This window comes from Brakhagea baltica, from assembly GCF_052161605.1.
Lineage (GTDB): Bacteria > Planctomycetota > Planctomycetia > Pirellulales > Pirellulaceae > JBKCUI01.
Map to the genome: position 1 here is coordinate 3,004,258 of NZ_CP197409.1, position 23,377 is coordinate 3,027,634.

The 23,377-nt window shown below is 51.6% G+C and carries 14 protein-coding genes, 1 tRNA gene and 1 rRNA gene; 7 read left to right on the forward strand and 9 right to left on the reverse strand.

Going from position 1 to position 23,377, the window contains the following annotated elements; all coding sequences use genetic code 11:
• Positions 1 to 296: 296 nt before the first annotated feature.
• From SH449x_RS11145 to SH449x_RS11160, 4 genes are all read right to left on the reverse strand, one after another.
• Positions 297 to 1,196 (reverse strand): N-acetylglucosamine-6-phosphate deacetylase, encoded by a 900-nt coding sequence (locus SH449x_RS11145; RefSeq protein ID WP_482381413.1) that lies wholly within the window; start codon positions 1,194 to 1,196, stop codon positions 297 to 299.
• Between the two features lie 120 nt (positions 1,197 to 1,316).
• Positions 1,317 to 3,545 (reverse strand): TRAP transporter permease, encoded by a 2,229-nt coding sequence (locus SH449x_RS11150; protein ID WP_482381414.1) that lies wholly within the window; start codon positions 3,543 to 3,545, stop codon positions 1,317 to 1,319.
• A 2-nt stretch (positions 3,546 to 3,547) separates the two neighbouring features.
• Positions 3,548 to 4,600 carry a TAXI family TRAP transporter solute-binding subunit gene (locus tag SH449x_RS11155; protein WP_482381415.1) on the reverse strand — a complete coding sequence of 351 codons (1,053 nt, stop codon included), beginning with the start codon at positions 4,598 to 4,600 and terminating at the stop codon, positions 3,548 to 3,550.
• A 354-nt stretch (positions 4,601 to 4,954) separates the two neighbouring features.
• Positions 4,955 to 6,455, reverse strand: a 16S ribosomal RNA gene (locus tag SH449x_RS11160).
• A gap of 640 nt (positions 6,456 to 7,095) precedes the next feature.
• Between SH449x_RS11160 and SH449x_RS11165 the strand changes: the two genes are divergently transcribed.
• Both SH449x_RS11165 and SH449x_RS11170 read left to right on the forward strand, forming a co-directional pair.
• A complete protein-coding gene (locus tag SH449x_RS11165; protein WP_482381416.1) occupies positions 7,096 to 8,664 on the forward strand; it encodes an AAA family ATPase in 1,569 nt (522 codons plus the stop codon).
• 163 nt (positions 8,665 to 8,827) lie between these two features.
• The gene (locus SH449x_RS11170) at positions 8,828 to 10,306 is read left to right on the forward strand and encodes a DUF1570 domain-containing protein (protein ID WP_482381417.1); all 1,479 of its coding nucleotides are present in this window, start codon (positions 8,828 to 8,830) and stop codon (positions 10,304 to 10,306) included.
• 5 nt (positions 10,307 to 10,311) lie between these two features.
• Here SH449x_RS11170 and SH449x_RS11175 read toward each other — a convergent pair whose 3' ends face one another.
• A complete protein-coding gene (locus SH449x_RS11175) occupies positions 10,312 to 11,121 on the reverse strand; it encodes a DNA alkylation repair protein (RefSeq protein ID WP_482381418.1) in 810 nt (269 codons plus the stop codon).
• Positions 11,122 to 11,254: 133 nt separating this feature from the next.
• Positions 11,255 to 11,341: transfer RNA gene (locus SH449x_RS11180), tRNA-Leu, on the reverse strand.
• A 267-nt stretch (positions 11,342 to 11,608) separates the two neighbouring features.
• On the opposite strand from SH449x_RS11180, the gene SH449x_RS11185 reads away from it, so the two are divergent.
• The 5 genes from SH449x_RS11185 to SH449x_RS11205 all read left to right on the forward strand — a co-directional run bounded on the left by SH449x_RS11185 (position 11,609) and on the right by SH449x_RS11205 (position 20,725).
• Positions 11,609 to 12,313, forward strand: coding sequence for a hypothetical protein (locus SH449x_RS11185; protein WP_482381419.1), 705 nt, complete (start codon positions 11,609 to 11,611; stop codon positions 12,311 to 12,313).
• A 4-nt stretch (positions 12,314 to 12,317) separates the two neighbouring features.
• Entirely contained in the window at positions 12,318 to 14,336 is a 2,019-nt protein-coding gene (locus SH449x_RS11190) for a flotillin family protein (RefSeq protein WP_482381420.1), read from the forward strand.
• A 12-nt stretch (positions 14,337 to 14,348) separates the two neighbouring features.
• Positions 14,349 to 19,649, forward strand: coding sequence for a DNA repair ATPase (locus tag SH449x_RS11195; RefSeq protein WP_482381421.1), 5,301 nt, complete (start codon positions 14,349 to 14,351; stop codon positions 19,647 to 19,649).
• Between the two features lie 455 nt (positions 19,650 to 20,104).
• Positions 20,105 to 20,296 (forward strand): hypothetical protein, encoded by a 192-nt coding sequence (locus SH449x_RS11200; protein ID WP_482381422.1) that lies wholly within the window; start codon positions 20,105 to 20,107, stop codon positions 20,294 to 20,296.
• A gap of 9 nt (positions 20,297 to 20,305) precedes the next feature.
• Positions 20,306 to 20,725 (forward strand): type II toxin-antitoxin system VapC family toxin, encoded by a 420-nt coding sequence (locus SH449x_RS11205; protein WP_482381823.1) that lies wholly within the window; start codon positions 20,306 to 20,308, stop codon positions 20,723 to 20,725.
• Between the two features lie 99 nt (positions 20,726 to 20,824).
• Here the strand turns inward: SH449x_RS11205 and dapA are convergent, their stop codons facing one another.
• The 3 genes from dapA to SH449x_RS11220 all read right to left on the reverse strand — a co-directional run bounded on the left by dapA (position 20,825) and on the right by SH449x_RS11220 (position 23,374).
• Positions 20,825 to 21,712: a 4-hydroxy-tetrahydrodipicolinate synthase gene (gene dapA / locus SH449x_RS11210; RefSeq protein ID WP_482381423.1), complete on the reverse strand. Its 888-nt coding sequence runs from the start codon at positions 21,710 to 21,712 to the stop codon at positions 20,825 to 20,827.
• Positions 21,713 to 21,817: 105 nt separating this feature from the next.
• On the reverse strand, positions 21,818 to 22,321 hold the full coding sequence (locus SH449x_RS11215; RefSeq protein WP_482381424.1) for a Fur family transcriptional regulator: 504 nt from the start codon (positions 22,319 to 22,321) through the stop codon (positions 21,818 to 21,820).
• A gap of 132 nt (positions 22,322 to 22,453) precedes the next feature.
• Positions 22,454 to 23,374: a DUF72 domain-containing protein gene (locus SH449x_RS11220; RefSeq protein WP_482381425.1), complete on the reverse strand. Its 921-nt coding sequence runs from the start codon at positions 23,372 to 23,374 to the stop codon at positions 22,454 to 22,456.
• Positions 23,375 to 23,377 lie beyond the last annotated feature (3 nt).

The following is a 23,377-nucleotide window of genomic DNA, read 5'->3' on the forward strand; positions in this document are numbered from 1 at the left end:
AATATTCAAGGTTGTTTCGGCTTATTTCAGTAAAGTGACGGGCAAATGAAAAAGTACCGGACTAACGCAGGCTGATTCGAAAGCGAATCCCGCTGGCTCGTCCAGCGGATCGTTAGGCTCCTCGCTAAACAAACGATTGCCCATTATGCCCCTAGAATCCCGCCGACTTGATCGGCGGATCGTTAGGTTTCCGGCTAGTGAGGCATTTCCTGATCTTTTGTGTCGGGAAGGTGCCAATTCTCTTTCCGCCCAGACCACGAGAACTGAGGCCAGCAATTAAGAGTATTCGCGGCAGCTCAGCTAAACAGTGCTTTGGCGTTGCCGAAGAGCCACGCCCGTTTTGCTGACTCGCTAAACGGCAATGGAGAAATAATTCGGTCCATATCGAGCATGGTCGATGCAGAGCCGGCGAGGTACTGATGATCACGGTGCCGAGTCCGTCGGTCCTCGTCGACAAGAATCGGTTGTCCCCCGATCCAATACTCTCCGGGGGGCATTCCGGCTGCGCTCATAGAATCGCTTGTCAAAATGACTCTTTCGCGAGGCAATTTTTTAAGCCACGATTCGAGCAGCCAAACCGGCAGGTGCACGCCATCTGCGATCAAGGAAATGTAGAGTCGATCGCTCAGCGAAAACACTCGCTGAATGATGTTATCGTGACGATGCATCTCGAGCGGACAACCGTTTCCTAGATGGGTAAAGCCGGACAGTCCGCAGTCAACCGCCTCGATCAAGCAATCGATCGAAGCGTCCGTGTGCCCGGCAAAGACTTTGACACCACGCGAGACTAGAAACTTAAGCACCTCGAGTTTTGGGTCCTGCTCGGGAGCCAGCGTTACCAATCGAACGAGTCCCTGCCCGGCATCCAGTACTCGCCCCATATCTGCGACGTTCGCTACGCGAATGGCATGAGCTGCATGTGTGCCTCGAAAGCCGTCGGCGGGAGACAGAAACGGTCCTTCGACGTGTATTCCAGCAATAATTTCCGAGAGAGTCGAGGATTGGTTTACGAAGCTGGAGATACGTTGGATGCGCGAGCACATCGTATCAATATCATCGGTTATGATGGTCGGCATGAAGCGTTTGACCTTGATCGCGACAAGACGGTCCACCGCCGATTGAAATTTTTCGCAAGTCAGCTTCGAGTCGTTAAAATCAACACCGAACGCACCGTTGACTTGAATATCAAAATACATTTAGTCCCCTAAACGGTAACGCGATCTACATCAAGATACACGTTGCCATGCCTCGCAAGCCATGGATGATGTCGACGGCAAGTTCCCTAACCAAGACCAATTCCGCAAATACAATAATCGTCATTCGCTCGAACTGCGGTAATTCCAGACACCAACCACAACCAGCAAACCAGCTCCAATACCATCAAAGAGTTGAAAACGATTTCCAAAGAGACCGAATTGATCGGGAAACAAAGCACATGCCGCCGCGACGAACAACAAAACTCGCTGTCCATTGCTAAGAGGTTTAAACAGGAATCCAGCCAATGCTGATGCCAGCGCTAGAATCCCGATCACAGCCGCGAGGACAGCCACTACGACATCACCCAGCAGAGGCGGACCGCCGGTTTCCCCCATCAAGCACAACGCCGGACGATAGACGAACATAAAAGGTAGGGTGAAACCGGCCAGCGAAAAACGAAACGCTGCTACAGAAGACCGCATTACATCTGCCTTGGCGATCGAAGCCGTCGCATAAGCAGCTAACGCCACAGGCGGAGTCACCATCGCCATCATCCCAAAGTAAAAAATGAAGAGGTGAGCCGCTAGGATCGGTACTCCGAGCGAAGGGTCTGCAAACACTGGACCTATTATCGTTGCCAACAACAGATACGAAACAGCCGATGGTAACCCCATACCTAGAATCAGTGAGCAAAACATGATTGCCACCAAACCTAGGAACAGATTGCTGCCCGCTAGTGGGATGATCGCTTGAGGGACTCCCGTGCCAATCCCCGTTCGCGATACAAGACCGATCACAATCCCCACGCAAGCAGCAGCAACAATAAGAGGCAGCCCACCCTCGGCAGTGGAACGAAAACTATCACTCAACATGCCGCGCCAACTTGAAGCGAACAAACCGATGAGCATGAGACCTGCCATCGACCAAATTAACGCGTCCCCCCAATTGGCTACTGCGGGAGCGAAATACCGCGCCAACACCGTCAGAATCCCCCAAGCCAGAATTGCTCGGACTCGGTCGCCGACTCGAACTGGAGTGGCTGGGTTGATCAAAACAAAAGAAAGAACAATTGCCATCGCGTAAGTCACCGCGCGAAACGGCGAAAACCCCACCAGCAAAAAGGCCATCAACCCTCCGAGAGAACCAAAAAAGGCCAACCCCTCGATCGAAAAAAATTTCGGAGTAACGCCTGGATTCACCGCTAAGGCGTCTTGCTTGCCAGCCCCGCTATTCTGATAAAGATCCGCTAGCAACTCGGGCTTATCAACGTCCGCAGCTTTCACCAAAGCCTCGGCTTTATCCCGCTCGGTTTCAATTCGTCGAGCATAGAAATGGACGAGCAAAAAGATGGAAAGATAGTACAAAATCGCGGGAATCAATGCCGATTGAAGCACTTCCAGATAAGTGACTGCCGGGTCGCGATTGATGATTTCGAGCATCATGTAAGCGCCAGCCCCCATGACCGGCGGCACCAAAGCTCCCCCTGAGGATGCTGCCGCTTCGACCCCAGCGGCAATGTGCGGTTTGAAACCGATACTCTTCATTAACGGAATGGTAAACGTACCCGTCGTCGCAGCGTTCGCGACAGCACTTCCAGACAATGACCCCATCATTCCACTAGCGAGCACGGAAACCTTGGCTGGACCGCCCGCTCGATTTCCGAAAAGCCGCATCGCTAGACCGATAATATAGGAGGTCGCTCCGCTGGCTTGCAAAAAACCTCCGAATAGCACGAACAGAAATACATATCGGAACATGACGCCTACCGCCGTTCCAAAGATTCCTTCGGTTCTTAGGTAGGTCTGACCAATTAAGTCTTCCCAATCCTGGCCGCGATGAGGAAACAACCACTCGGGCAATGACTGCGAAATACTTTGGTGAGCATAGGCTATAAAAAGGATCGCAAGCACCGGCAACGCCCAACCAACGGTTCGGCGCGCGGCCTCAATGACCAAAACCATCCCCAGAACACCAACCCAAAGATCGCTTTGGGTATATTCCGCCGCCCGCTGACCTAAAGATGCCCCCTGTGCAAAGAGGTAAACACAACAGCCCACAGACGACACCGCCAAAATGCAATCTACAACCCGCGCCCCTAGATTATGCCGGAGCTTCGGATGCAGCGGAACTTGAAGAAAACAAAGAACCAACCCTGCAGTGACAAAGAGCGAAAGCTGCCTCAGTGGTGTTAGGATCGAAAAGTTTACTTCGATCAAAACAAATAACGATAGAGCAACTCCAACCGCAAACGACAACGGAGTCATCCAACTCAAAAGCCTAGCGTTCGGCTCCTTGATGTCACTTGAAAAACCCGCCCCCTTCGCATCCACCGGCAACTCAGCAGCCATTGTTATTCGTTAGTCTCCGGCCAAATTCCCGACTCGCGGAAAAAACGGATCGCTCCTGGGTGATAATCGGTCCCATTCGGCTTCGCAGCAGTCTCGGGTCGAATGTTAGACGCTGCTCGGTGACGTTCCGCAATTTTCCCACGTTGATCATAAATCAGCTTTACGAACTCATAAACCGTTTGCTCGTCAACGGATTCATGGGTGATAAGATGAGCCGACCCAACATTCAAGCCATGGTAATCGCTCTCTACCCCCTTGTAGGTACCAGCGGGAATAACCGCTGGCTCAAAAAACGAGTATTCGGCGATCAGCTTCTCTTTCGCTTGTTCGTCATAGGGAATCAAGCGAATCGAATTCGCCTGAGCAAGCTGCGAGATGGCTGGGTTTGGCGTTCCGCCGCCCATCATTGCCGCTGCGACAGCACCATCTCCCAAAAGATCGACTGCACTCTGCTGACTCCCAAACCGTCCGTCTATATCTTGAAGTGTCAGACCATGAGCAGCCAAAAGTGGCTTGACGAAAAATTCGAAGCCAGCACCTTCGGGCCCAAGGAAAACCGTCTTACCCTTTAAGTCGCCTACGCTTTGAATCGGAGAGTCGGCAAGAGTTACAAACATAGCAATGTTGGGAAACAATGTGATCACAGACTTAACGTCGTGCTTCTTCTCCCAGCCTTCACTACCGCGTACCGCAAAATACGTGATCGAGGAATTGGACATCGCAAACTGAAGCTTGTTCTGACTTAGCAGACGAATGTTTTCCATCGAGCCACCGGTCGATTCCGCGTTCACTCGCCAATTCAAATCACCTCGATTCTCGTTGACGACCTCGCAAACCGCACTCCCCACAGTGTAAAACGCCCCCCCCGCAGGGGCGGTGCCTACACTTATAAATTCTCGTTTGCCTGCTCCTGAACCTCCACCGTTGCACCCGATTAGACCAACAACGGTAGCTAAAAGAGTCAAGAGACACCAAACAGTACCAGGGAATCGCTTGCCCGCTTCGAGGAATCGACCTCCCCCTACCCTAAACCCGTTCCCAAAATCGCTCTGCATATTCGACCCTATAGCTGTTACGGAACAAACCAGTCAACGGGATCCTTGCGACCAAGTTGATTGGATATCATTAAACCACGCCGAGAATGAATCATCAATTGGGCTGACTTACTCAACAGCTTTGGAGATAACTCGTATTCCAATAAATCCGATGGGTCCCATAAGTCTTATACGACCTATTCCGTCCTGAAATTGCATAAAAAAACCCTGGTTGACTTTCATCAACCAGGGTCTTCTATATTGAAATCCGGTGTTTTTCATCCTGGCGTGAGGCCAGTTTAGACGAGTTTGATCTTCTTAAGACTTTGTGCTCACTATTACGATCAGCAACAAGTTGCCGATCAAAATCCTTAGAAAGGAGGTGATCCAGCCGCAGGTTCCCCTACGGCTACCTTGTTACGACTTAGTCCCAATCATCAAGTTGACCTTCGGCGCCTGCGTCCTTGCGGTTCGCTCAGCGACTTCGGGCCCCCCCAATTCTCGTGGCTTGACGGGCGGTGTGTACAAGGCTCAGGAACACATTCACCGCGGTATGCTGACCCGCGATTACTAGCGATTCCAGCTTCATGCAGGCGAGTTGCAGCCTGCAATCCGAACTGAGCAACACTTTATGAGATTTCCTTGGTCTCACGACTTTGGTTCCCTTTGTATGTTGCATTGTAGGACGTGTGCAGCCCTAGTCATAAAGGCCATGAGGACTTGACGTCATCCCCACCTTCCTCCGGTTTAACACCGGCAGTCTCTCTAGAGTCCCCGCCATAACGCGCTGGCAACTAGAGACAAGGGTTTCGCTCGTTAAGGGACTTAACCCGACATCTCACGACACGAGCTGACGACAGCCATGCAGCACCTGTGCAAAAGCTCCCTTGCGGGCACCCCAACCTTTCAGTCAGGTTCTTAAGCATGTCAAGACTAGGATAAGGTTCTTCGCGTAGCCTCGAATTAAGCCACATCCTCCACCGCTTGTGTGAGCCCCCGTCAATTCCTTTGAGTTTCAGCCTTGCGACCATACTCCCCAGGCGGAGCACTTAATACTTTCGCTACGTTCGAAAGACTGTGAGAGTCCTTCAAACTAGTGCTCATCGTTTACGGCTAGGACTACCGGGGTATCTAATCCCGTTCGCTACCCTAGCTTTCGTTCCTCAGCGTCAGTAAATATCCAGTAAGCCGCCTTCGCCACCGGTGTTCCAGATAATATCAATGCATTTCACCGCTCCACCATCTGTTCCGCTTACCCCTATATCCCTCAAGCCTTACGGTTTGGGGCGCAATTCCTCGGTTGAGCCGAGGGCTTTCACACCCCACCTACAAAGCCGCCTACGAACTCTTTAAGCCCAGTGATACCGAATAACGTTTGGAGAGCTCGTCTTACCGCGGCTGCTGGCACGAGCTTAGCCTCTCCTTCCTCCAGGGTTCTTTCAAGTTGCCCTTAATCCCCCTCGACAGCGGTTTACAACCCGAAGGCCTTCGTCCCGCACGCGGCGTCGCTCGGTCAGACTTTCGTCCATTGCCGAAGATTCTCGACTGCAGCCACCCGTAGGTGTCTGGCCAGTGTCTCAGTGCCAGTGAGGCTGGTCGTGCTCTCACACCAGCTACCCATCATCGCCTTGGTGGTCTATTACACCGCCAACTAGCTAATGGGGCATGGGCTCATCCAGGGGCAGTAAACCTTTGGTCCGTAAACATTATCGAGTATTACCGCCAGTTTCCCGACGCTATCCCCGACCCCCGGGCAGATTCCCATGTTGTCCTCTCCCTTTCGCCGCTTTCCTGTATTGCTACATTCTCGCGCGACTCGCATGCCTAATCCACGCCGCCAACGTTCATTCTGAGCCAGGATCAAACCCTTCACTTGTGTATGCTTAGACCAACCGACATTTCTGCCAGCCAGCCATTTTAAGCTAAGTTGCGGTATTGAAACCGGTCGGTGGTTTTGGTCATTTACCACCTAAAAAATCATCACAAAACTTCTCAAGAAGTGACGTTTGCTAAAAACATCTATCAAACTCATCCACCGGATTGTCAAAGATCAATTTACCACCAAAACCCAAGCCTTTTTCGCCCAGGAAGCCAGCTTTCACTCGCCAACCCGAACAACCTTTGTTTCAGTGGGCCTAACATGGTAACCGAGGTTATCGGCATCTGTCAAGGCTTTGTTTTGTTTTTCTGAAGATTCTTTTTTTCGACTCTTCGCCCCGCAGCTGACTTCCGAAGTCGTCCGCAGCGAGGAGGCGAAAAGATATAGACCCTCGCCGTTCGTCGCAAGGGGCAAAGACAAAAATCCTAGAAGTATTTTTGGGATACCGAACGGTCACAGTCCCCAGACCCGGATGCGATCAATCAAATCCTAGCGATTTCTAGGGCACAAACTAACTTCCCCCGCCCCGCTTACCCTCTTTTCCTCACGCAGAAGTACCGACAATTCCGACCCGAGTAGATAGCACTTACTTCGACAAAATGGATTTCGAACGCTCGCAAATCAGCAGAATTGCCAAATGAACCAACTCCCCAGCAATCCCCAAAGCCGTGGAACCACCAATCCCGAACCAGCTTCCAAAAAAGGAAACACCTCGGGATCGCTCGAGGAAGCTCTCGAGCGAATCTATCGATTGGCTAATCAGGCCGGTGCCCCCCCCGCAACGCCTCAGACTCCGCAAATCGCCCAAAACATCACGCCCCCCGCCCAGAGTCTCGCGCCAGCGACCGTCTCGCCTCCACCAACCTCTCCCCCACCAAGCCCTGCCGTCGTCCCTCCTCCTATTGCGACGAACATCGGCCTTCTGAAAGTCACTCATGATCCTAAAGAGCCAATGCTCCCCCTCGAACCGCAGTCCTTGGAACTGGCAGGCCTAAACGGACAAGTGGTTGAAGAAATCGCCATGCGATATCTCCTCAACCGTGGAGAATCCGCCGGTCGAGCCATCGCCGACCAACTCAAACTCCCGTTTCGACTGGTTGAACCGACCCTTAACCGACTCAAGGCTCAACAACTGACCTGCTACCTGGGCTCAACCGCCCTAAACGACTACATCCACACCCTCACCGATGCCGGTCGTGACCGTGCGCGTCGACATGTCCAAAAAACTACCTACTTCGGGGCCGCTCCTGTCCCCCTCGAACACTACATCCAATCGGTTAAACTGCAATCCGTCGAACACCAACATCCGACCAGCGAGGATCTTCGACGCGCCTTCTCCGACCTCTTGATCGCTCCCGCTCTCCTCTCCCGGCTCGGCCCAGCGGTCAACAGCGGACGAGGAATGTTCCTCTTTGGTTACCCCGGCAACGGCAAAACTAGCATCGCCGAACGTGTCACCAAGTCCTTCGGAGAATTCATCTGGATTCCAAGAGCGGTCACGATCGACGGCGAAATCATGCGTATCTTTGACCCGCTGAACCACGAGGAAGCTTTGCTGGAATCATCGAATAGCATGCTGCGCGATACCCAAATCGATCAACGTTGGGTCCGAATCCGCCGACCAACCATCGTCGCCGGCGGGGAACTCACCATGGCCATGCTCGAAGTTGCAAGGAATGCCGAAACCAACATCTGCGACGCCCCTCTTCAAGTCAAAAGCAACTGCGGTGTCTTGCTGATAGACGACTTCGGCCGGCAACGCATGAGCGTCGACGAACTTCTTAACCGATGGATCGTCCCCCTCGAAAAACGGTACGATTTCCTTAGCGTTAGCAGCGGCAAAAAAGTCCAAGTCCCCTTTGACCAACTGGTCATCTTCAGCACCAATCTTGAACCAAAAGATCTCGTCGACGACGCTTTCTTACGACGTATTCCCTACAAAATTGAAGTCACAAACCCCGAAGAACCCGCCTTTCGCAAGCTCTTCGAGATCATGTGCAAGTCGCTGCGAATCCCCCACCGGGCCGATATGATCGACTACCTGATCGAAAAACACTACAAACCTGTCGGCAGACCCATGCGAAACTGCCACCCTCGCGACCTTCTCCTCCAAGTACGCTCCTACTGTTACTTCAATTCCGTACCACCCGAGCTAAAAAAAGAATACCTCGATTTCGCCGTCGAGAACTATTTCTCAATCATGTAAGCCGAACCGGAGAAGAGGGGAAGCGAACCACAATAGTCATCGGCTAGTGACTATACTAAGTCGTAACTGATCGTGCAGTCACCGAGATCCAATTCATTAGGGCGGGAGCTGCTTTCTTATTTTTCGTAGCAGCCCCGGATTCCTTATGCAAACCGAGTTGCCAATGCTGTCGCCAACCCGCTCGAGCAGCTTATTGCTCACCCTGTGCATATTCATAAACTCATGGCTTGCCCCCCCATCTCGCTGCCACGCCGACTTTATCGTCTACAGCCTGCCAGGCGCGAAACGCCCCATCATCCTCGAAGGCAAAACGCGAGTCGTTAGCCCCACAATTTTGGAATTCACCTATCCTGGTTATTCCTCCATCACGTTCCACCCGAGAAGTGCCCGCGCGATCAAAGCCCCAACACGACGCGAAGAATTTCGAAAAGCCTACAACGCAGCAACCCACACCCAACAGGTAGAAGCTTTTCTCGAGGCCGCGAAATTTGCTCTCCAACACGGCCTCCTGAAAGAGTTCTATCAATGCTGCAGCGATGCCTACAAAATCGCACCGGAGAATCCGACACTCATCCGCTTGGCAGAAGCGAGGCGACGCATCAAAGCTCCCCTCGCATCGCACGCGGAAACAGAACGGCAATTCCGTGAAACCACCGGAAAACAAGCCATGCATGCTGCTGTCAGTCACCACTATATCATGCTGCACGACCTCGGTTCTGCCACACAACCAAACAACGCACGAGCCGAGAAACGTCTCAAATTACTCGAGCAAGTTTACGAATCGTATTTCCTCAAATTCGCATTCGATGGGATCGTTTTAGATCCTCCCAAAGAACACCTAATGATCATGCTATTCGCAGAAGAAAAGACCTACCTCCGCTATGCAACTTCACTTGATCCCGACCTGCAAAGCGCTAGCGGCTTCTGGTCTACAAAAGACAATGTTGGCGTCTTCTACGATCAAGGAACAACGGAGGAAATGAAACAACTCTTTCAACTATCCGAAGAACTCAATCAAGCCAAACTCAAGGCTCGCGGTACATCCAGCTCCCGCAGCACCGCTCAAACAGCCAACTCCCTAGACTTAATACTCCGCATCGCTCGCGAGGAAGCCGATATCGAAGTCGTTTCGCACGAGGCCATCCACCAACTCGCAGGCAATACAGGCCTCATGCCTCGCAATACAGTCGGGCTCCGATGGGCACATGAAGGGCTAGCCTCCTACTTTGAGTCTCCCGCCGCAGCTGGCCTGAGCGGTGTTGGAACTGTTAACGAAACCCGCCTGATGGGCTACAAAAAAATTGCTCGAATGCCACAGCTTGTACCGCTTGAACTGCTCGTTTCAGACCTGCTCTTCGACGCAGCCCAAACCGACAACGCAGTGCTCGATGCCTACGGCTACGCATGGGCTCTGACTCATTTCCTCATGGAGAGACATTTCGAAAAGCTCGTGGATTACTATAGAAAATGCAGTGAGCTGCAAGCTGACGAACAAGGGATGATTGAACGACAAACCCTGGTAAAGCTCTTTACCGACTCCTTCGGTGACCTCCGCCCCTTGGAATCAGAATTCCACCGCTACATGTCCACGCTCAAAACCGATATCCAACGCATGATAGAAGCACAGTCGTCCTCGAAGTAACCCAGCTAAGCCTCTTCCCTCTTCTTTACCGTTCGCAAGCCTCGGCGCACAATGTAGTTCGTATGCGGAGAATCGGACTTTTCCGACCATGCTTTTACAACTTGCCTCACCCAATCAGGCTTTGTTTTGCTGGCGTCGTTTAACCAGTTTCCAACCGAGTCCCGTACGTACTTGGACTCATCCGCATGTAAGGGATCGAGTAAATGGATCGCTAGCTCCGGGCTCTCACGAAGCAACGGACAATAGGGAGCCCATACCCCACATGGGCGAGTCACCTCGCTGGCGTACCGCCTAAGCCGCTCATTCCGACTGCCCGTCCATGGAATGAGAGCCGCGATGCAAGCCTCCGGCGATTTGATAACATCGCTTCGCAATGCTATCCACGCAACCTCCCTCAAACCTGAATTGTCCGCATCAGCAAACAACTTGATCCACGCCAGCTTTCGAGGGAACTTTAAATCGGATAGCCCGACAACTAAAGCCGCCCACTCGCGAACGACATCACTGGTATGCTTTGACATCGCTTTCCAAGCATCATCCCCTACCTTTAAGCGGTCCTGCAAGAACAATCCGATTCGTTGCGATTGCTTCAAAGCCGCGACGGACGCCAGATCCAACTTCAGTTCCGCAAGCTCACCCTTTGACGCCTCGATTATCCCGCTTTCGACCAGACCGCAGAGCAATACAAAGCGATCCACGACCAACCATTCCACGAGATTCTTTGTTTCGATTGTTCCGGCAGCCAACTCACGCCTGACAAGCTCTGGAACCTCGCTGGTTCTCCTAGCCGGTTTTCGCTGACTCAAATCTTGCATAGTCGCTGTTCCTCACAACACAATTGATTGTAATGCCCAGTTTATTACTACCTATCGCCGATGAAAGAAACGTATCGCACGCCCATCGAAAAGAATTGCCCCTCGCTACAAAGGGACTAAGACAAGGTCACAGTACCGCTGGTGGGACTCGAACCCACACGGGACAATTACGCCCCAGCAGATTTTAAGTCTGCTGCGTCTGCCATTTCGCCACAGCGGCGGCACTGCCATTCTCAAGCGGGCACATTCTAACCCTAGCGGCACAAACTCGCCAGTGACACCCGCGATTTATCCTACCTGAAAGGAAGTTTTCGAGAATACAAGTTTTTTTCCAATTACACTGCGCCTATCGCCTCCGCGAATCACGCCACGATTGAGAGAGGAAATAGACTTTAAACTTAAACTGGTTGTTGGCGGGGGCTGGCAATCCTTAGAATGAAGACCGTTGATCTTCGCCCCCCCACCAATTCAACCGTAAAGCACTGCCGTGAACGAAATCCTAGCCCCACTCATCGCCGCTCCCGTTCTCCCTGCCACCATCCTGTTGGTTTTGGTCAGCATGTGGAGTCTCGCGACCGTTCTATTGGGAATCGGACATGACTTTTCCCTCTTCTCAGGGCACATTGATGTGCCTCCAGATGGAGGAGTGGGTTCTGGCGGAACCCTTCATGAATCCGCCTCTCATCACTTAGTAGACGCCGCAGGTGTGACCGTTCTCGGACCCGTTCGTTGGCTAAACCTAAACACTGTTCCCTTTTTTCTGTGGACGCTGATCTTCTCTGCGATTTGGTGGTTTGTTTCCATCACCCTCTGGCTGGTAATGGACAGCCATCTTTTCGGTGCCCCTGGTTTCTTCGTTACAACCGGATTGTTTGCAAAAAATGTCGCCATTTCGCTTCCCTTGACCAAGTACCTGACCTATCCCTTTCGGAACATTTTTGCCGGTACCGAAGGGCTCGCACCAAGATCCCTCATCGGACACGAAGCCGAGATCTGGTCCTATGATGCCACCACCGTACATGGACAAGCTCGCTACAAAACCGACGGTGCTCCCCTTTTACTTAATGTCCGGACCGATGGTCCAACACTAGTCAAGGGGACCAAAGTCTGGATCGCGCACTACGACAACTCGTCCCGAACTTACATTGTTTCAGCCACCACTACCAACAATCAAACCTTGCTAAGTGAGTAATCTTATGGAATCGATCTTCATCGCTCAACTATCGATACAGTGGCTTGTTTATGTCGCGATCGTGCTTGGCTTTCTGGCGATGGGCTTGTTCGCCTTCTTTACCATAGCCTCCAATTTCTATATCAAGGTGGGACCGGACGAAGCGATCGTCCGAACTGGATATGGTGGCCTCAAAGTTGTCATCGACGGAGGGACCATCGTTGTCCCCGTTCTGCACCGTTACGAGAAAATGGACTTGACCCTGAAGAGCTTTGAAATCGCTCGCGAAGGCTCCGAAGGGCTCATTTGTAACGACAACATTCGCGCCGATATCAAGACCGCCTTCTTCATCCGTGTTGACAAGACCGTCGACGAGATCAAAGAGGTTGCCCAATCCATCGGTTGCAAACGAGCCAGCCAAGTGGAAACCTTGCGCGAGCTCTTCGATGCCAAGTTCTCGGAAGCCCTAAAAACGGTTGGTAAACAATTCGAATTCGTCGAGCTCTACGATAAACGAGACAAGTTCAAGAACGAAATTCTCAAAGTTATCGGTACCGATTTGAACGGCTATCGTCTCGACGACTGTGCGATTGACTATCTGGAGCAAACCCGACTCGAATTGCTTAACCCGAACAATATTCTCGATGCCGAAGGTATCAAGAAGATCACCGAGCTGACCTCGCAAGAAAAAATCAAAGAGAACCACTTCACCCGCGAACGTGAAAAGACTCTCAAGAAGCAAGACGTCGAAGCCGCAGAAGCAATTCTCGAACTCGAACGTCAACGTATCGAAGCAACCGAAAAGCAGAAACGGGAAGTTGCCGAGATCCAAGCCCGCGAGAATGCAGCAGCAGCTAAGGTGGGCGAAGAGCAACGCCTCGAAGCGGAACGAGCCAAGATTGCTGTCGACGAAGAGCTCGGCATTGCAACAGAAAACATGAACCGCCAGATTCTGGTCGCGCAGCGCAGCAAAGAACGAACCGACGCTGTCGAAATGGAACGAATCACCCGCGATAAGAACCTAGAGATCATTGAACGCGAACGAGCTGTCGGCTTGGCAGACGTGGAAAAAGAAAAAGCGCTCGAGCTCGAACGTCGCAACATCCAAGAGGTAATTCGCGAGCGTGTTATGGTCGAACGCGCCGTGGTCGAAGAGCAACAAAAGATCGCCGATACCGAAGCCTTTGCGACTGCAGAACGGGCGAAAAAGGTTGAGGTGGTCGCTGCCGAAGCTGCCGCAGAACAATCCTTGGTCAAGGAAATTAAAGCCGCTGAAGCTGCCAAGAAGGCTGCCGAAAGTTTATCAGCCAAAATTCGACTCGAAGCAGAAGCCGAACGAGATCGTGCAGAGAAAGAATCGCAAGGTCTTAAGTTATTGGCAGACGCCAGAGCGGCCGAGTACGCAGCTGAAGGTTTGGCCGAAGCGAAAGTCCTGCAAGCGAAAGCAGTCGCGATCCAAGAACAAGGACTTGCGGAAGCTCGCGTACTCCAAGAGAAGTACACCGCCGAAGCTCAGGGTATCAACGACAAAGCTGCTGCTATGAAGGAATTCGATTCCGTCGGCAAAGATCACGAAGAGTTCAAGCTCCGACTGGAAAAAGACAAGCAGATCGAGATCGCTGCGATCCATGCTCAACAACATATCGCAGAAAGCCAAGCTGCCGTTATAAGCGAAGCCCTCAAAACAGCCAAGATCGATATCGTGGGAGGAGATGGACAGTTCTTCGATCAAATTGCGACTGCTGTAAAAGGTGGCAAGTCGATCGACCGATTCGTGTTGAGTTCGCAAGTTGCAACGGATGTCAAAGAAACGTTCTTCACAGGAAGCCCAGATCAGTTCAAAGAGCGCTTGGGAGCTCTGCTGGATCAGTTCCACGTGAATGCAAGCGACCTCAAGGACTTGAGCGTTGCCGCGTTGGTCGGTCGCATACTCGCTAGCAACAGTTCGAACGGTTCGATTCCACAGTTGGTTCAAATGCTTGGCATTGCGAATCAATTGAATCTGGCAGATACCCCGATCGCACAACTCCTACCTAAAAAGTAAGCCAACCCGATCATGCAGACTAGCATTGCATCGGGCGCTTACGAAGTTCTCCGCAGTCGGCTGCGACAATCGGCGAACGACCTACGTGCCCGATTTGAAAAACTGCATGCCGCGAGAGCTGAGGTTTTCGGTAATATCGAAACCAAACTGCTCTCGACGGTCCATGTGGTAACCACACACAATTGCATCCCACAGGACTTGTTCGTTCATGGACAGACCGTGATTTTGGGAGCAAACGTTCAATTCGGTTTCAAATCAGAAATCGAACCCGAGGATGTGTTATCGATCCATAGATTCGATGGCGAGCATATGCACGCTGCATCGCTCGACATTTTGGCATCACCCGAGTTTCGCCGAGACTTTACCGAACTATATCGCTACTACAAGAACGCGACGTTCCTGCGATTCTTTTCGACACACACCCATCTGTACCTGGTCTTTCAGGTAGGCAGAAATGCCTCGAACATCAAAGCGTTTAAATGGGTCATCGACGGAGATCAGTATCGATACGTTGACAATCGAAGCGAAGCAGAAATTCGGCTCCCGTCACAACATGCCTTTACCTGGCAACGTGCAACTCGTGAAAACCATCGACACGGCAAGCACCCTCATATCTCGATTCAAGACAAGCTCTTCGTTGAGTGCATTCACGGCGACTTGACCGTCAAGATCGAAGACAATACGGAGGACGGTCTAGGGATCTACCGTGAACCTGTCGAGAACGCTGACCAAACGCTCGACGATGCGGAAACATTTTTTGCGGTCGTAAACCAACTCATACTGCTGCGTGTTCGGCCTTACTTGGAAAAGGAGTATCGTCACCTCCTATTCAATAGCAAGCTTGCATCAGTAACGCGGCTGGATGCCATCGGTTCAGCATGCGTCTATTTGCCAGACGACCACGGAATCATTTTTTCCAATGGCTTCGCCTTGCAAACGGGGCAAACGCGTCTTTTCGATCATGGACTGACTAACCTCCATTTTGATCGTCTGATCAAAGCCCCTAACGGCGAAGACTTTCTGTTTCTGTTCTATCAACCGACGACCGGAAACTTTCTTCAGCTTCAATACAATTTGATCAAACAGGATGTCGAAACTCCTCGAGTCTGCAATGGGCAAGGGTTCTGCGATGACGGTCGGATGCTGACGCTCCGAGCCAGCAGTAGTCCGCAAAAACATCACAATCTTCAGCTTTGGCAAACGCCATTCGCCTCGCCAAATTTCACACCCGAGGTTGATACTTCTTCGTTCTTGTTCAAGATCGGGAATCAAGAACTGGTCAGAGGAATGGCCGCATGTTCCGAACTGCTCACTTTGATCGACAAGGACGAGGCCTACGCAGATCTGTACGCCGATCTGGAAAAGATGGCGACCAACGTTCTCGATGGTTACTTCTGGCTAGACCGCGAAGAGGTCTGCTCGCTCGCCGAACCGGTTCAAGTCATCCGCGAGGCTGCACGAGCCGCGGTGGACGAATTCGATAAAGTGATTCGAGTAAGAGAAGAAACGGAAAAAGCGATTACTTCCTTTGAACAAGAAGCCAAGGATCTAATCGCCACCATCGATCGAAGCCGTTTCGAGCGGATCGATGACTTCGTGAACCAACTCGCTTCTCTGAGGAAAATGCGTGGCAATGCCGTATCTCTGCGCGAGCTTCGTTACTCCGACGAAGAGCGAATCGCGACCACCGAGACGGCCCTCGTTCAAACAACAGACAGACTAGGCAGCCACTGCGTTCAGTTTTTGCTCAATCCTGCATCCTTAAAAGGTTATCAGCAGCAAACGACTGAGATCGAACGCAAAATCCCAAATGTTAAGGGTACTGCCGAAGGGCGATCGCTGGATACCGATTTGGTCGCGATCGGCGAAGCTCTCGAGTTGCTTATGGAGACGGTCTCGCAACTCAAGATTGACGACCTCGCACAGCGCACAAAAATTGTCGACTCCATCGCTGACTGCTTAGCCGGATTGAATCGCGCTCGCTCGCAATTGAGGACGAGGCTCCGCGAAACGGTAGAACGAGAATTGGAAGCCGACTTTGCTTCCCAGTCCAAACTGTTGGATAACGCAACCGCCTCAGCATTGGAGAGCGCCGACACCCCGGAGAAGGTGGATTCCGCCTTGGGCCGGTTGCTGCTTCAAATCGAAGAGATCGAGGCTCGTTACGCTGAGTCCGATACACTGCTCGTTCGCTTGGCAGAGATCCGTCAAGGAGTTTGCGATGCCTTCGAAAATCGCCGTCAACAGCTGGTTGCTGCACGAACGAGGCGAGCGGATGGCTTGGTGGCCGCTGCTGAACGAATACTATCCGGCATTTCCTCTCGCTCCTCCAGGATTCTTGATCCTCAGGAGCTACAAAGTTATTTTGCTTCCGACTTGATGGTCGACAAGGTTCGCGGCATTGCGAACCAGCTTTTGGAATTGGGTGATACCGTCCGTAGAGACGATGTCCTTTCCAAATTGCGAACGATCGCCGACGACGCCGTGCGCCAGCAGCACGACAAACGCGAACTGCTATCGGGCAACGGAAAGCTGATCAAGCTCGGAACGCACACCTTTAGCGTCAACGACCAACCGGTTGAACTAACCACTGTTGCACGCAATGAGCAGCTTTGGTTGCACATCACGGGTACCGATTTCTTCGAACGGATGAACAGCCCGGAACTCGACACGAATCGTGATTTATGGGACCAGCACCTGCCCAGTGAATCTCAAGCGGTTTATCGTGGCGAATACCTGGCATATACAATCATCAGTGAATTTGAGGCTGATGCTAATCTGAGAAATCAGTGGCATGAATTTAACTCCGAGGAGCGAATCGAATGGGTGCGAACTCGCATGCAGGCTCGCTATCAAGAAGGTTACTCACGTGGAGTTCACGATCGGGATACTGCGGCTATCGTAACGTCTTATTTAGAACTGAGCCAACCGCTCGGGTTGTTAAGAACGGCCCCGAAGACCCGTGCTCTCGCGTGGTTTGTGTGGGAGTATTTGCTGCCATCAGCCAAGAAGGGGCAAATGATCGAGCTGATTCGAGCAGAGATTCTCATGGCAGAGAAACTACGCGATCGGCTCAGTGCATCGAGTCAAACTAACAACAAGGCAGCTAACTTCGGCAACAAGGTTGATGTTGCGGAGTTCATTCGCATCGAGCTTGAACGAATAAATCCTTGGGGTGATTCACTCGACATCGAAGAAGGTGCAAGCTACCTGTACCAGCAAACACGAGCTGGATTGGAAAAGGGATCGATCGTCGACGAGAGTCAATGGTTACCTGAGTTTAGCAGCCAAGCCTTACGACTCTGGGAATTGCTTCAAAGTGAGCTAGATACTGATGGCGTTCAAGGGATTGTCGCATCGATTTCGCGGGCGATACAAGAACCGATGCAAGCGTGGCGAATCGCAGCAATTGCCATCGACAAATTCCTTGGTCACCAACGCAGTCTAACCGTCGAGGCATCAGGTGATGATCCAGCCGATGACTATCGCGAAGAACTAGCGATTCTGCTTTTACTGAAATCGAGCCGAACCTCATTGCCATTGAGCATCAGTCCCAGTCGTAGCGAAGTGACAGCAAATGTCAGCGAATTGGTAGGTGATCACCCCCTGATACAGAATGGCGTTCTCAAGCTCCACGTGCATGAGTTTCGCGGTCGCTTGAAATCTTTTCACAGCTCGATTGTGCACCGTTGGTATTCACTGCATGCCGAAAAGCAAAAGCAAATCGAGCAGGCTGCTGCTCGCTTGAAAGTCAGCGACCTCAAGGCGAGGGTCTTAACAAGCTTCGTGCGTAATCAGTTGATTGACGAAGTGTATTTGCCGAGGATCGGTGACAATTTTGCCAAGCAGATTGGTAGTGCGGACGAGAACAAGCGAACTGATCGCATGGGTTTGCTTCTATTGATCAGTCCACCTGGCTACGGCAAGACGACGTTGATGGAGTATGTTGCGAGTCGTTTGGGGTTGGTTCTTGTCAAAGTCAATGGTCCAGCTCTTGGTCATGAGGTGACCTCGCTCGATCCATCGGCGGCTCCCAATGCAGCGGCACGAGATGAGGTACAAAGAATCAATCTGGCACTCGAGATGCGAGACAATACGTTGTTGTATCTGGACGATATCCAGCATTGCAACGTGGAGCTATTGCAAAAGTTTATTCCCCTTTGCGATGCAACTCGTCGTATAGAAGGTGTTTGGGAGGGCAAGTCAAAGACTTACGATTTGCGAGGGCGAAAGTTTGCCGTTGTCATGGCAGGTAACCCGTACACCGAATCGGGACAGAGATTTCAAATTCCGGACATGCTAGCCAATCGTGCGGATGTATACAACTTAGGGGAAATCATCGGTGGCAACGTTGGAGCCTTTGAGCAGTCCTACTTGGAAAATTGCTTAACGAGCAATACCTCTCTCCAGCCGCTTGCCCGTGCATCCATGAAGGACCAACGCAAGCTAATCGCAGCCGCCGCGTCTGAAACCGTAGAGCCAATGGAGTTTGAATCCAATCTTTCTCCAGATGCGGTGAGTGAAATGCACCAAGTCTTAAGAAAGTTGCATCGGGTTCGAGATATCGTTCTCAAGGTCAATCGCGAGTACATTCGGAGTGCTGCTCAATCCGATGATTATCGAACCGAGCCACCGTTCAAGCTACAAGGTAGCTATCGGAACATGAATCGCATCGCGGAGAAGGTCGTGTCGGTTATGAACGACTCGGAGCTAATGCAGACGGTCGTTTCCAGTTTTGAGCAAGATGCGCAAACCCTTTCCAAGGATGGGGAATCGAATCTACTCAAGTTTAAAGAACTTTTGGGTTCGATGACTCCTCAAGAGGAGGAACGCTGGCAAAATATCAAACGGTCGTTCTCAGAGAAGAATCGACTCAAGGGGCTGTCTGAGCAGGATTCTTCGGCGCAGTTCTTAGTTTCGCTATTGAGTCTAAAAGACGGGTTGGATTCGATACATGGCGTACTCGATTCCATGGGCAAACTGCATCGCGAATCGCTGGAATCCAAACTTCTTCAGGAGCAATCACCGGCACCCGAGGCAGAGAAATCGGTTGCGTCGAAACATCCCAGTGAGCTTATTCCGGATCCCAAGATCATTGTTCAGCACGCGGTTCCGCGAGTGATCGCGGATCTCATACGCGGTCAGTATCAGTTGCTATTTGATGGCTTAAAGCCGGTCATCGAGGGCTTAACAAACCAATCCGCTTCGAACGATCGACTTCATCAATCCATGAAAGAGGTTTTGGATTTGTACGGTCGACTCATTCAAGCGGCAGAGAAGAACAAGATTCAACAGGAAGAAAGCGGAACGTAGTTTATGCGAAAATGCCCCATGCTTACTGTGGGGCAAGTTACGTTTCTCGCTAAACACACGGATACCATTCATGCCCCACAAATCCCGCCGACTTGATCGGCGAATCGTTAGATTTAAGGCTATCGAGACATGTACGGATACTGCAACCGTTCCATGCCGACAGATCGTGAACGGTTACCCTCAAGACACTTTAAGCCTTAGATACTGATGATATTTCAGACGCCGCGGCGCGGATTAGGTGACGGCAATTCGTAGAATAATGTTGATGTATGCTGTAATAAAAAACTATTGGATGTACCAGGGCAGCCATCCAGTTCAGCATTCAACCTGGGCGTCCTGACCCGACCCCACCAGCCCTGGATGTTAACTTCGAGCTTTCATCTAACCCAAGGGTTTTGATAGACTGATTGGGGAGAGTGAAACATATCGAAGAAGTTGAATTCAGAAGATTCAGTGTGGCTACTGTGGAAGAACGCCTTGCAAAAGTGGAGCGAGAGATCGAGCTGCTACGTAAAAATCGCTCAATCGATAAGAACTGGCCGATTGCGCAAATTGATGACAGATTCCGTGACGATGAAGTCTTGAACGAAATTTTTGAACTCGCCAAGGCTGAGCGAGACGCCGATCGCAAGCAGAACTCGGAGTAAACGTTCTACCTGCTAGATACGGACCACTGGACCATTCTCCAATTGCAGAAAGGTCCGCAGTATGAAAAATTGGTGACGAAAATGGAGCACGCAGGACGTAGGTTTTGCTTCACGTCGATCGTCACGTTTCACGAAGTTATGAATGGGTGGCTTAAGTACGTCGCAAATCCCAAGTCACAAGAGTCGGACATCAATGCTTACAATCGGTTTGAAGTGTTGCTAACCGCGTTTGCAGCCAACGAACTTGTATCATTTTCCGAGAAGTCTGCAGACGAGTTTGCACGCCTTCGATCGAATGGTTGCCGAATCGGCGTGATGGATCTTCGCATTGCATCGATCGCGTTAACTCACGGAATGGTCGTTGTCACAAGCAATATTGTAGATTTCGAACGTGTTCCAGGACTTGAATTACTAGATTGGATGAGTTGACCGTAATCATAATAGTGTCACTGGCCCCAAGGAGTTTTGGATGCCCCCCAGAGGCTATGAAGCGTGCCCAGGGGCCGGTTACAAGTGTTTTGCTCGATGTTAAAGGCCAAAGTGCTTGAGCGTTTGCTCGAGCGACTTAAACTGCTCTGGTTCCAATTCTGTCATAGGCAGCCTGAGTTCGCCGGTGTCACGCCCCAACAACTTCATCGCACCTTTGACCGGAATGGGGTTGGTTGCTAGCGACAACATATCGCGGCAGAGAGGAAACAGTCGATGGTGAAGCGCCATGGCTGTCATGAAATCACCGCTGCTAGCCGCCTTGACCATCTCAATCAATGCGGTCGGAACGATGTTGCCCGCAACCGAGATGACCCCTTCAGCACCGATACTCATCATTGGGAGGGTCAGAGAATCGTCACCGCTCAAAACGGTAAGATCGGTCGTGTTGAGGATCTGCGAACATTGGTCGAGCGAGCCGGTCGCTTCCTTTACCATGGTGATGTTAGAAAGCTCAGCAAGCTTCGCGATGGTTTCAGGTTCGATGTTCTTGGCCGAGCGGCCAGGAATGTTGTAAACGCAATGCGGGATTCCCACCTCCTCAGCGATCGCTTTGAAGTGCTCATAGAATCCTTTTTGCGTCGGCTTGTTGTAGTAGGGGGCGACTTGCAAGGATGCGTCTGCTCCCTCTTTGGCAGCGCGTTTTGTCAGACGTAATGCTTCGGCCGTACTGTTGCTACCGGTACCCGCCATGACTTTGCAACGCCCAGCGGCCAATTGAATAACCTCGCCGATTACCCGCTCGTGCTCTTCGTGACTCAGCGTCGGAGACTCGCCAGTTGTCCCAACAGGAACCAAAAAGTTTGTTCCGGCAGCGATCTGAAACTCGATTTGCTTTTTGAGCGTATCCACATCCAAAGCGCCATCGCGAAACGGGGTCACAATCGCAACACCCACTCCAGCAAAATCACTACCTTTTCGATTCGTCATGCTTATTCCAGCTCCAGATTAACGTCACGCGTTCTAAGTACTCCGCGTTTTTCAGGGCCGATAGTTTAGAGAACCCTGCCGTTTTGAATACCCGTTTTGCAAAACTCACACACGGTCTTGGATCCGTCCCTTGGAACGGCTTCTGGCGCAGTCGTCGCAAACGCCGTGGATAATGAAGCGATGCTCACGGGCCCGGAACCGATGTTTTCTCGCAACTTCATTGCGAATTTTGATAAGCTCATCGCTCGTGAATTCGATCAATTTGTTGCATTTGGTGCAGTACAAATGATCATGCTGCGGGTATCCGTAATCGTGCTCGTAGACGGTTCTCCCCCCGAGCTCGAAGCTATTGAGCAACCCGGCGTCAACAAACTCTTGCAAGGTCCGATAGACAGTGGACCGAGAAACGTAGTTTGACTCCCCCTTGGCGGGCAGTTGCTCCATGAGCTGATCCGCATCGAAATGCTCATGCCGGTTAAACACGTGCTCCAACAAGAGTTTGCGCTGGCCTGTATTCCGTAACCCTTTGCTTTGAAGATACTCTTCAAAACGCTGTAGCGGGGTCATCGAGACCGAAACGGGTTGTAAGGTAGAATCTTCGGCTGACATGAAACCTTTCGGGATAACCCCCGAATCCGGCGTGTGTGGAAACGAAAAGAACGCGTCATACCCCAGCCCATACTGAAGCGGACCACCTCACAGATCATTGTACCCGCTGGTTAAGCTTTTTCGCAAACTGAGCTAGAACAATTCCAATTGGCGAACGACAGGCGTTCGACTAATTTTCGCATCATTGGGTGTGTTTATTCTAGGGAGCGAGGGTAAATCGGCGTTGATGGCTTGAATACTGCTTTCAAACAAGTGCACCAACTGCGGTGCAAAACGATCATCCGGTGCATGAGTAAAAATCCAAGGCTGCAAGCCTTGCTGAATCCAGTCATGAATTTGCTGAGCCCAAAATCGCCAGTAATCGACCACTTCGTCGGGACTATTGCGCCCGATCAAGCGAACCATCGGTCGGGTGCCCGTTACAGAGGTTCGGAATGGACTCTTGGGCTTCCGAGTTTGTGAGGCTGCCTCGCTTACATCAGATGGATCTTGCGAGTTGAGAGGCCTCGAATCGAACAAGACACGATCGATATTCAATTCTCGCAGCAGGTCCTCGAGGCGAGCCTCCTGCGGGCCTGCATCGAACCAGTCGCTATGTCGGAGCTCAACAGCCCAAGGCCAATCGCGCGGTAGCGCTCGAAGAAATTTCTCGAGTCGATCGAAGCTCCGATAGGCAAAGGATGGGCCCATTTGCAGAAACGTCGGCCCCAGCCGCCCGGCTTTCTCTAGAATCGAAAGCTTGTGCAACCAATCCTTTAGTTCGCTATCACAGAAGGAAAGCTGTTTATCGTGCGAAATGGATTTCGGAAATTTGAAACAGAATCGGAAGCCTTCGACCGTCTGATCGCGCCACTTCTCAAAGGTCGCGGTCGGTGGAACTGCGTAAAACGTGCTATTTCCTTCCACAGTCGGGAAGGAGCGGCTGTACCAGGTTAGAAACTCGGAGCTAGATGTCCCTTGGGGATAGACGACTCCGCCCCATTCTTTGCAGCCCCAGACGGGACAGCCTATGCGGTACAACCAACTGTCCCAGTTTAGATTTGCTGAATCCATGAG

Coding starts and splice junctions, on each gene's coding strand:
- SH449x_RS11175 (WP_482381418.1), bottom strand. CDS start 11,121: ATGCAAGATTTGAGTCAGCGAAAACCGGCTAGGAGAACCAGCGAGGTT.
- SH449x_RS11155 (WP_482381415.1), bottom strand. CDS start 4,600: ATGCAGAGCGATTTTGGGAACGGGTTTAGGGTAGGGGGAGGTCGATTC.
- SH449x_RS11215 (WP_482381424.1), bottom strand. CDS start 22,321: ATGTCAGCCGAAGATTCTACCTTACAACCCGTTTCGGTCTCGATGACC.
- SH449x_RS11195 (WP_482381421.1), top strand. CDS start 14,349: ATGCAGACTAGCATTGCATCGGGCGCTTACGAAGTTCTCCGCAGTCGG.
- SH449x_RS11170 (WP_482381417.1), top strand. CDS start 8,828: ATGCTGTCGCCAACCCGCTCGAGCAGCTTATTGCTCACCCTGTGCATA.
- SH449x_RS11190 (WP_482381420.1), top strand. CDS start 12,318: ATGGAATCGATCTTCATCGCTCAACTATCGATACAGTGGCTTGTTTAT.
- SH449x_RS11150 (WP_482381414.1), bottom strand. CDS start 3,545: ATGGCTGCTGAGTTGCCGGTGGATGCGAAGGGGGCGGGTTTTTCAAGT.
- SH449x_RS11165 (WP_482381416.1), top strand. CDS start 7,096: ATGAACCAACTCCCCAGCAATCCCCAAAGCCGTGGAACCACCAATCCC.
- dapA (WP_482381423.1), bottom strand. CDS start 21,712: ATGACGAATCGAAAAGGTAGTGATTTTGCTGGAGTGGGTGTTGCGATT.
- SH449x_RS11145 (WP_482381413.1), bottom strand. CDS start 1,196: ATGTATTTTGATATTCAAGTCAACGGTGCGTTCGGTGTTGATTTTAAC.
- SH449x_RS11220 (WP_482381425.1), bottom strand. CDS start 23,374: ATGGATTCAGCAAATCTAAACTGGGACAGTTGGTTGTACCGCATAGGC.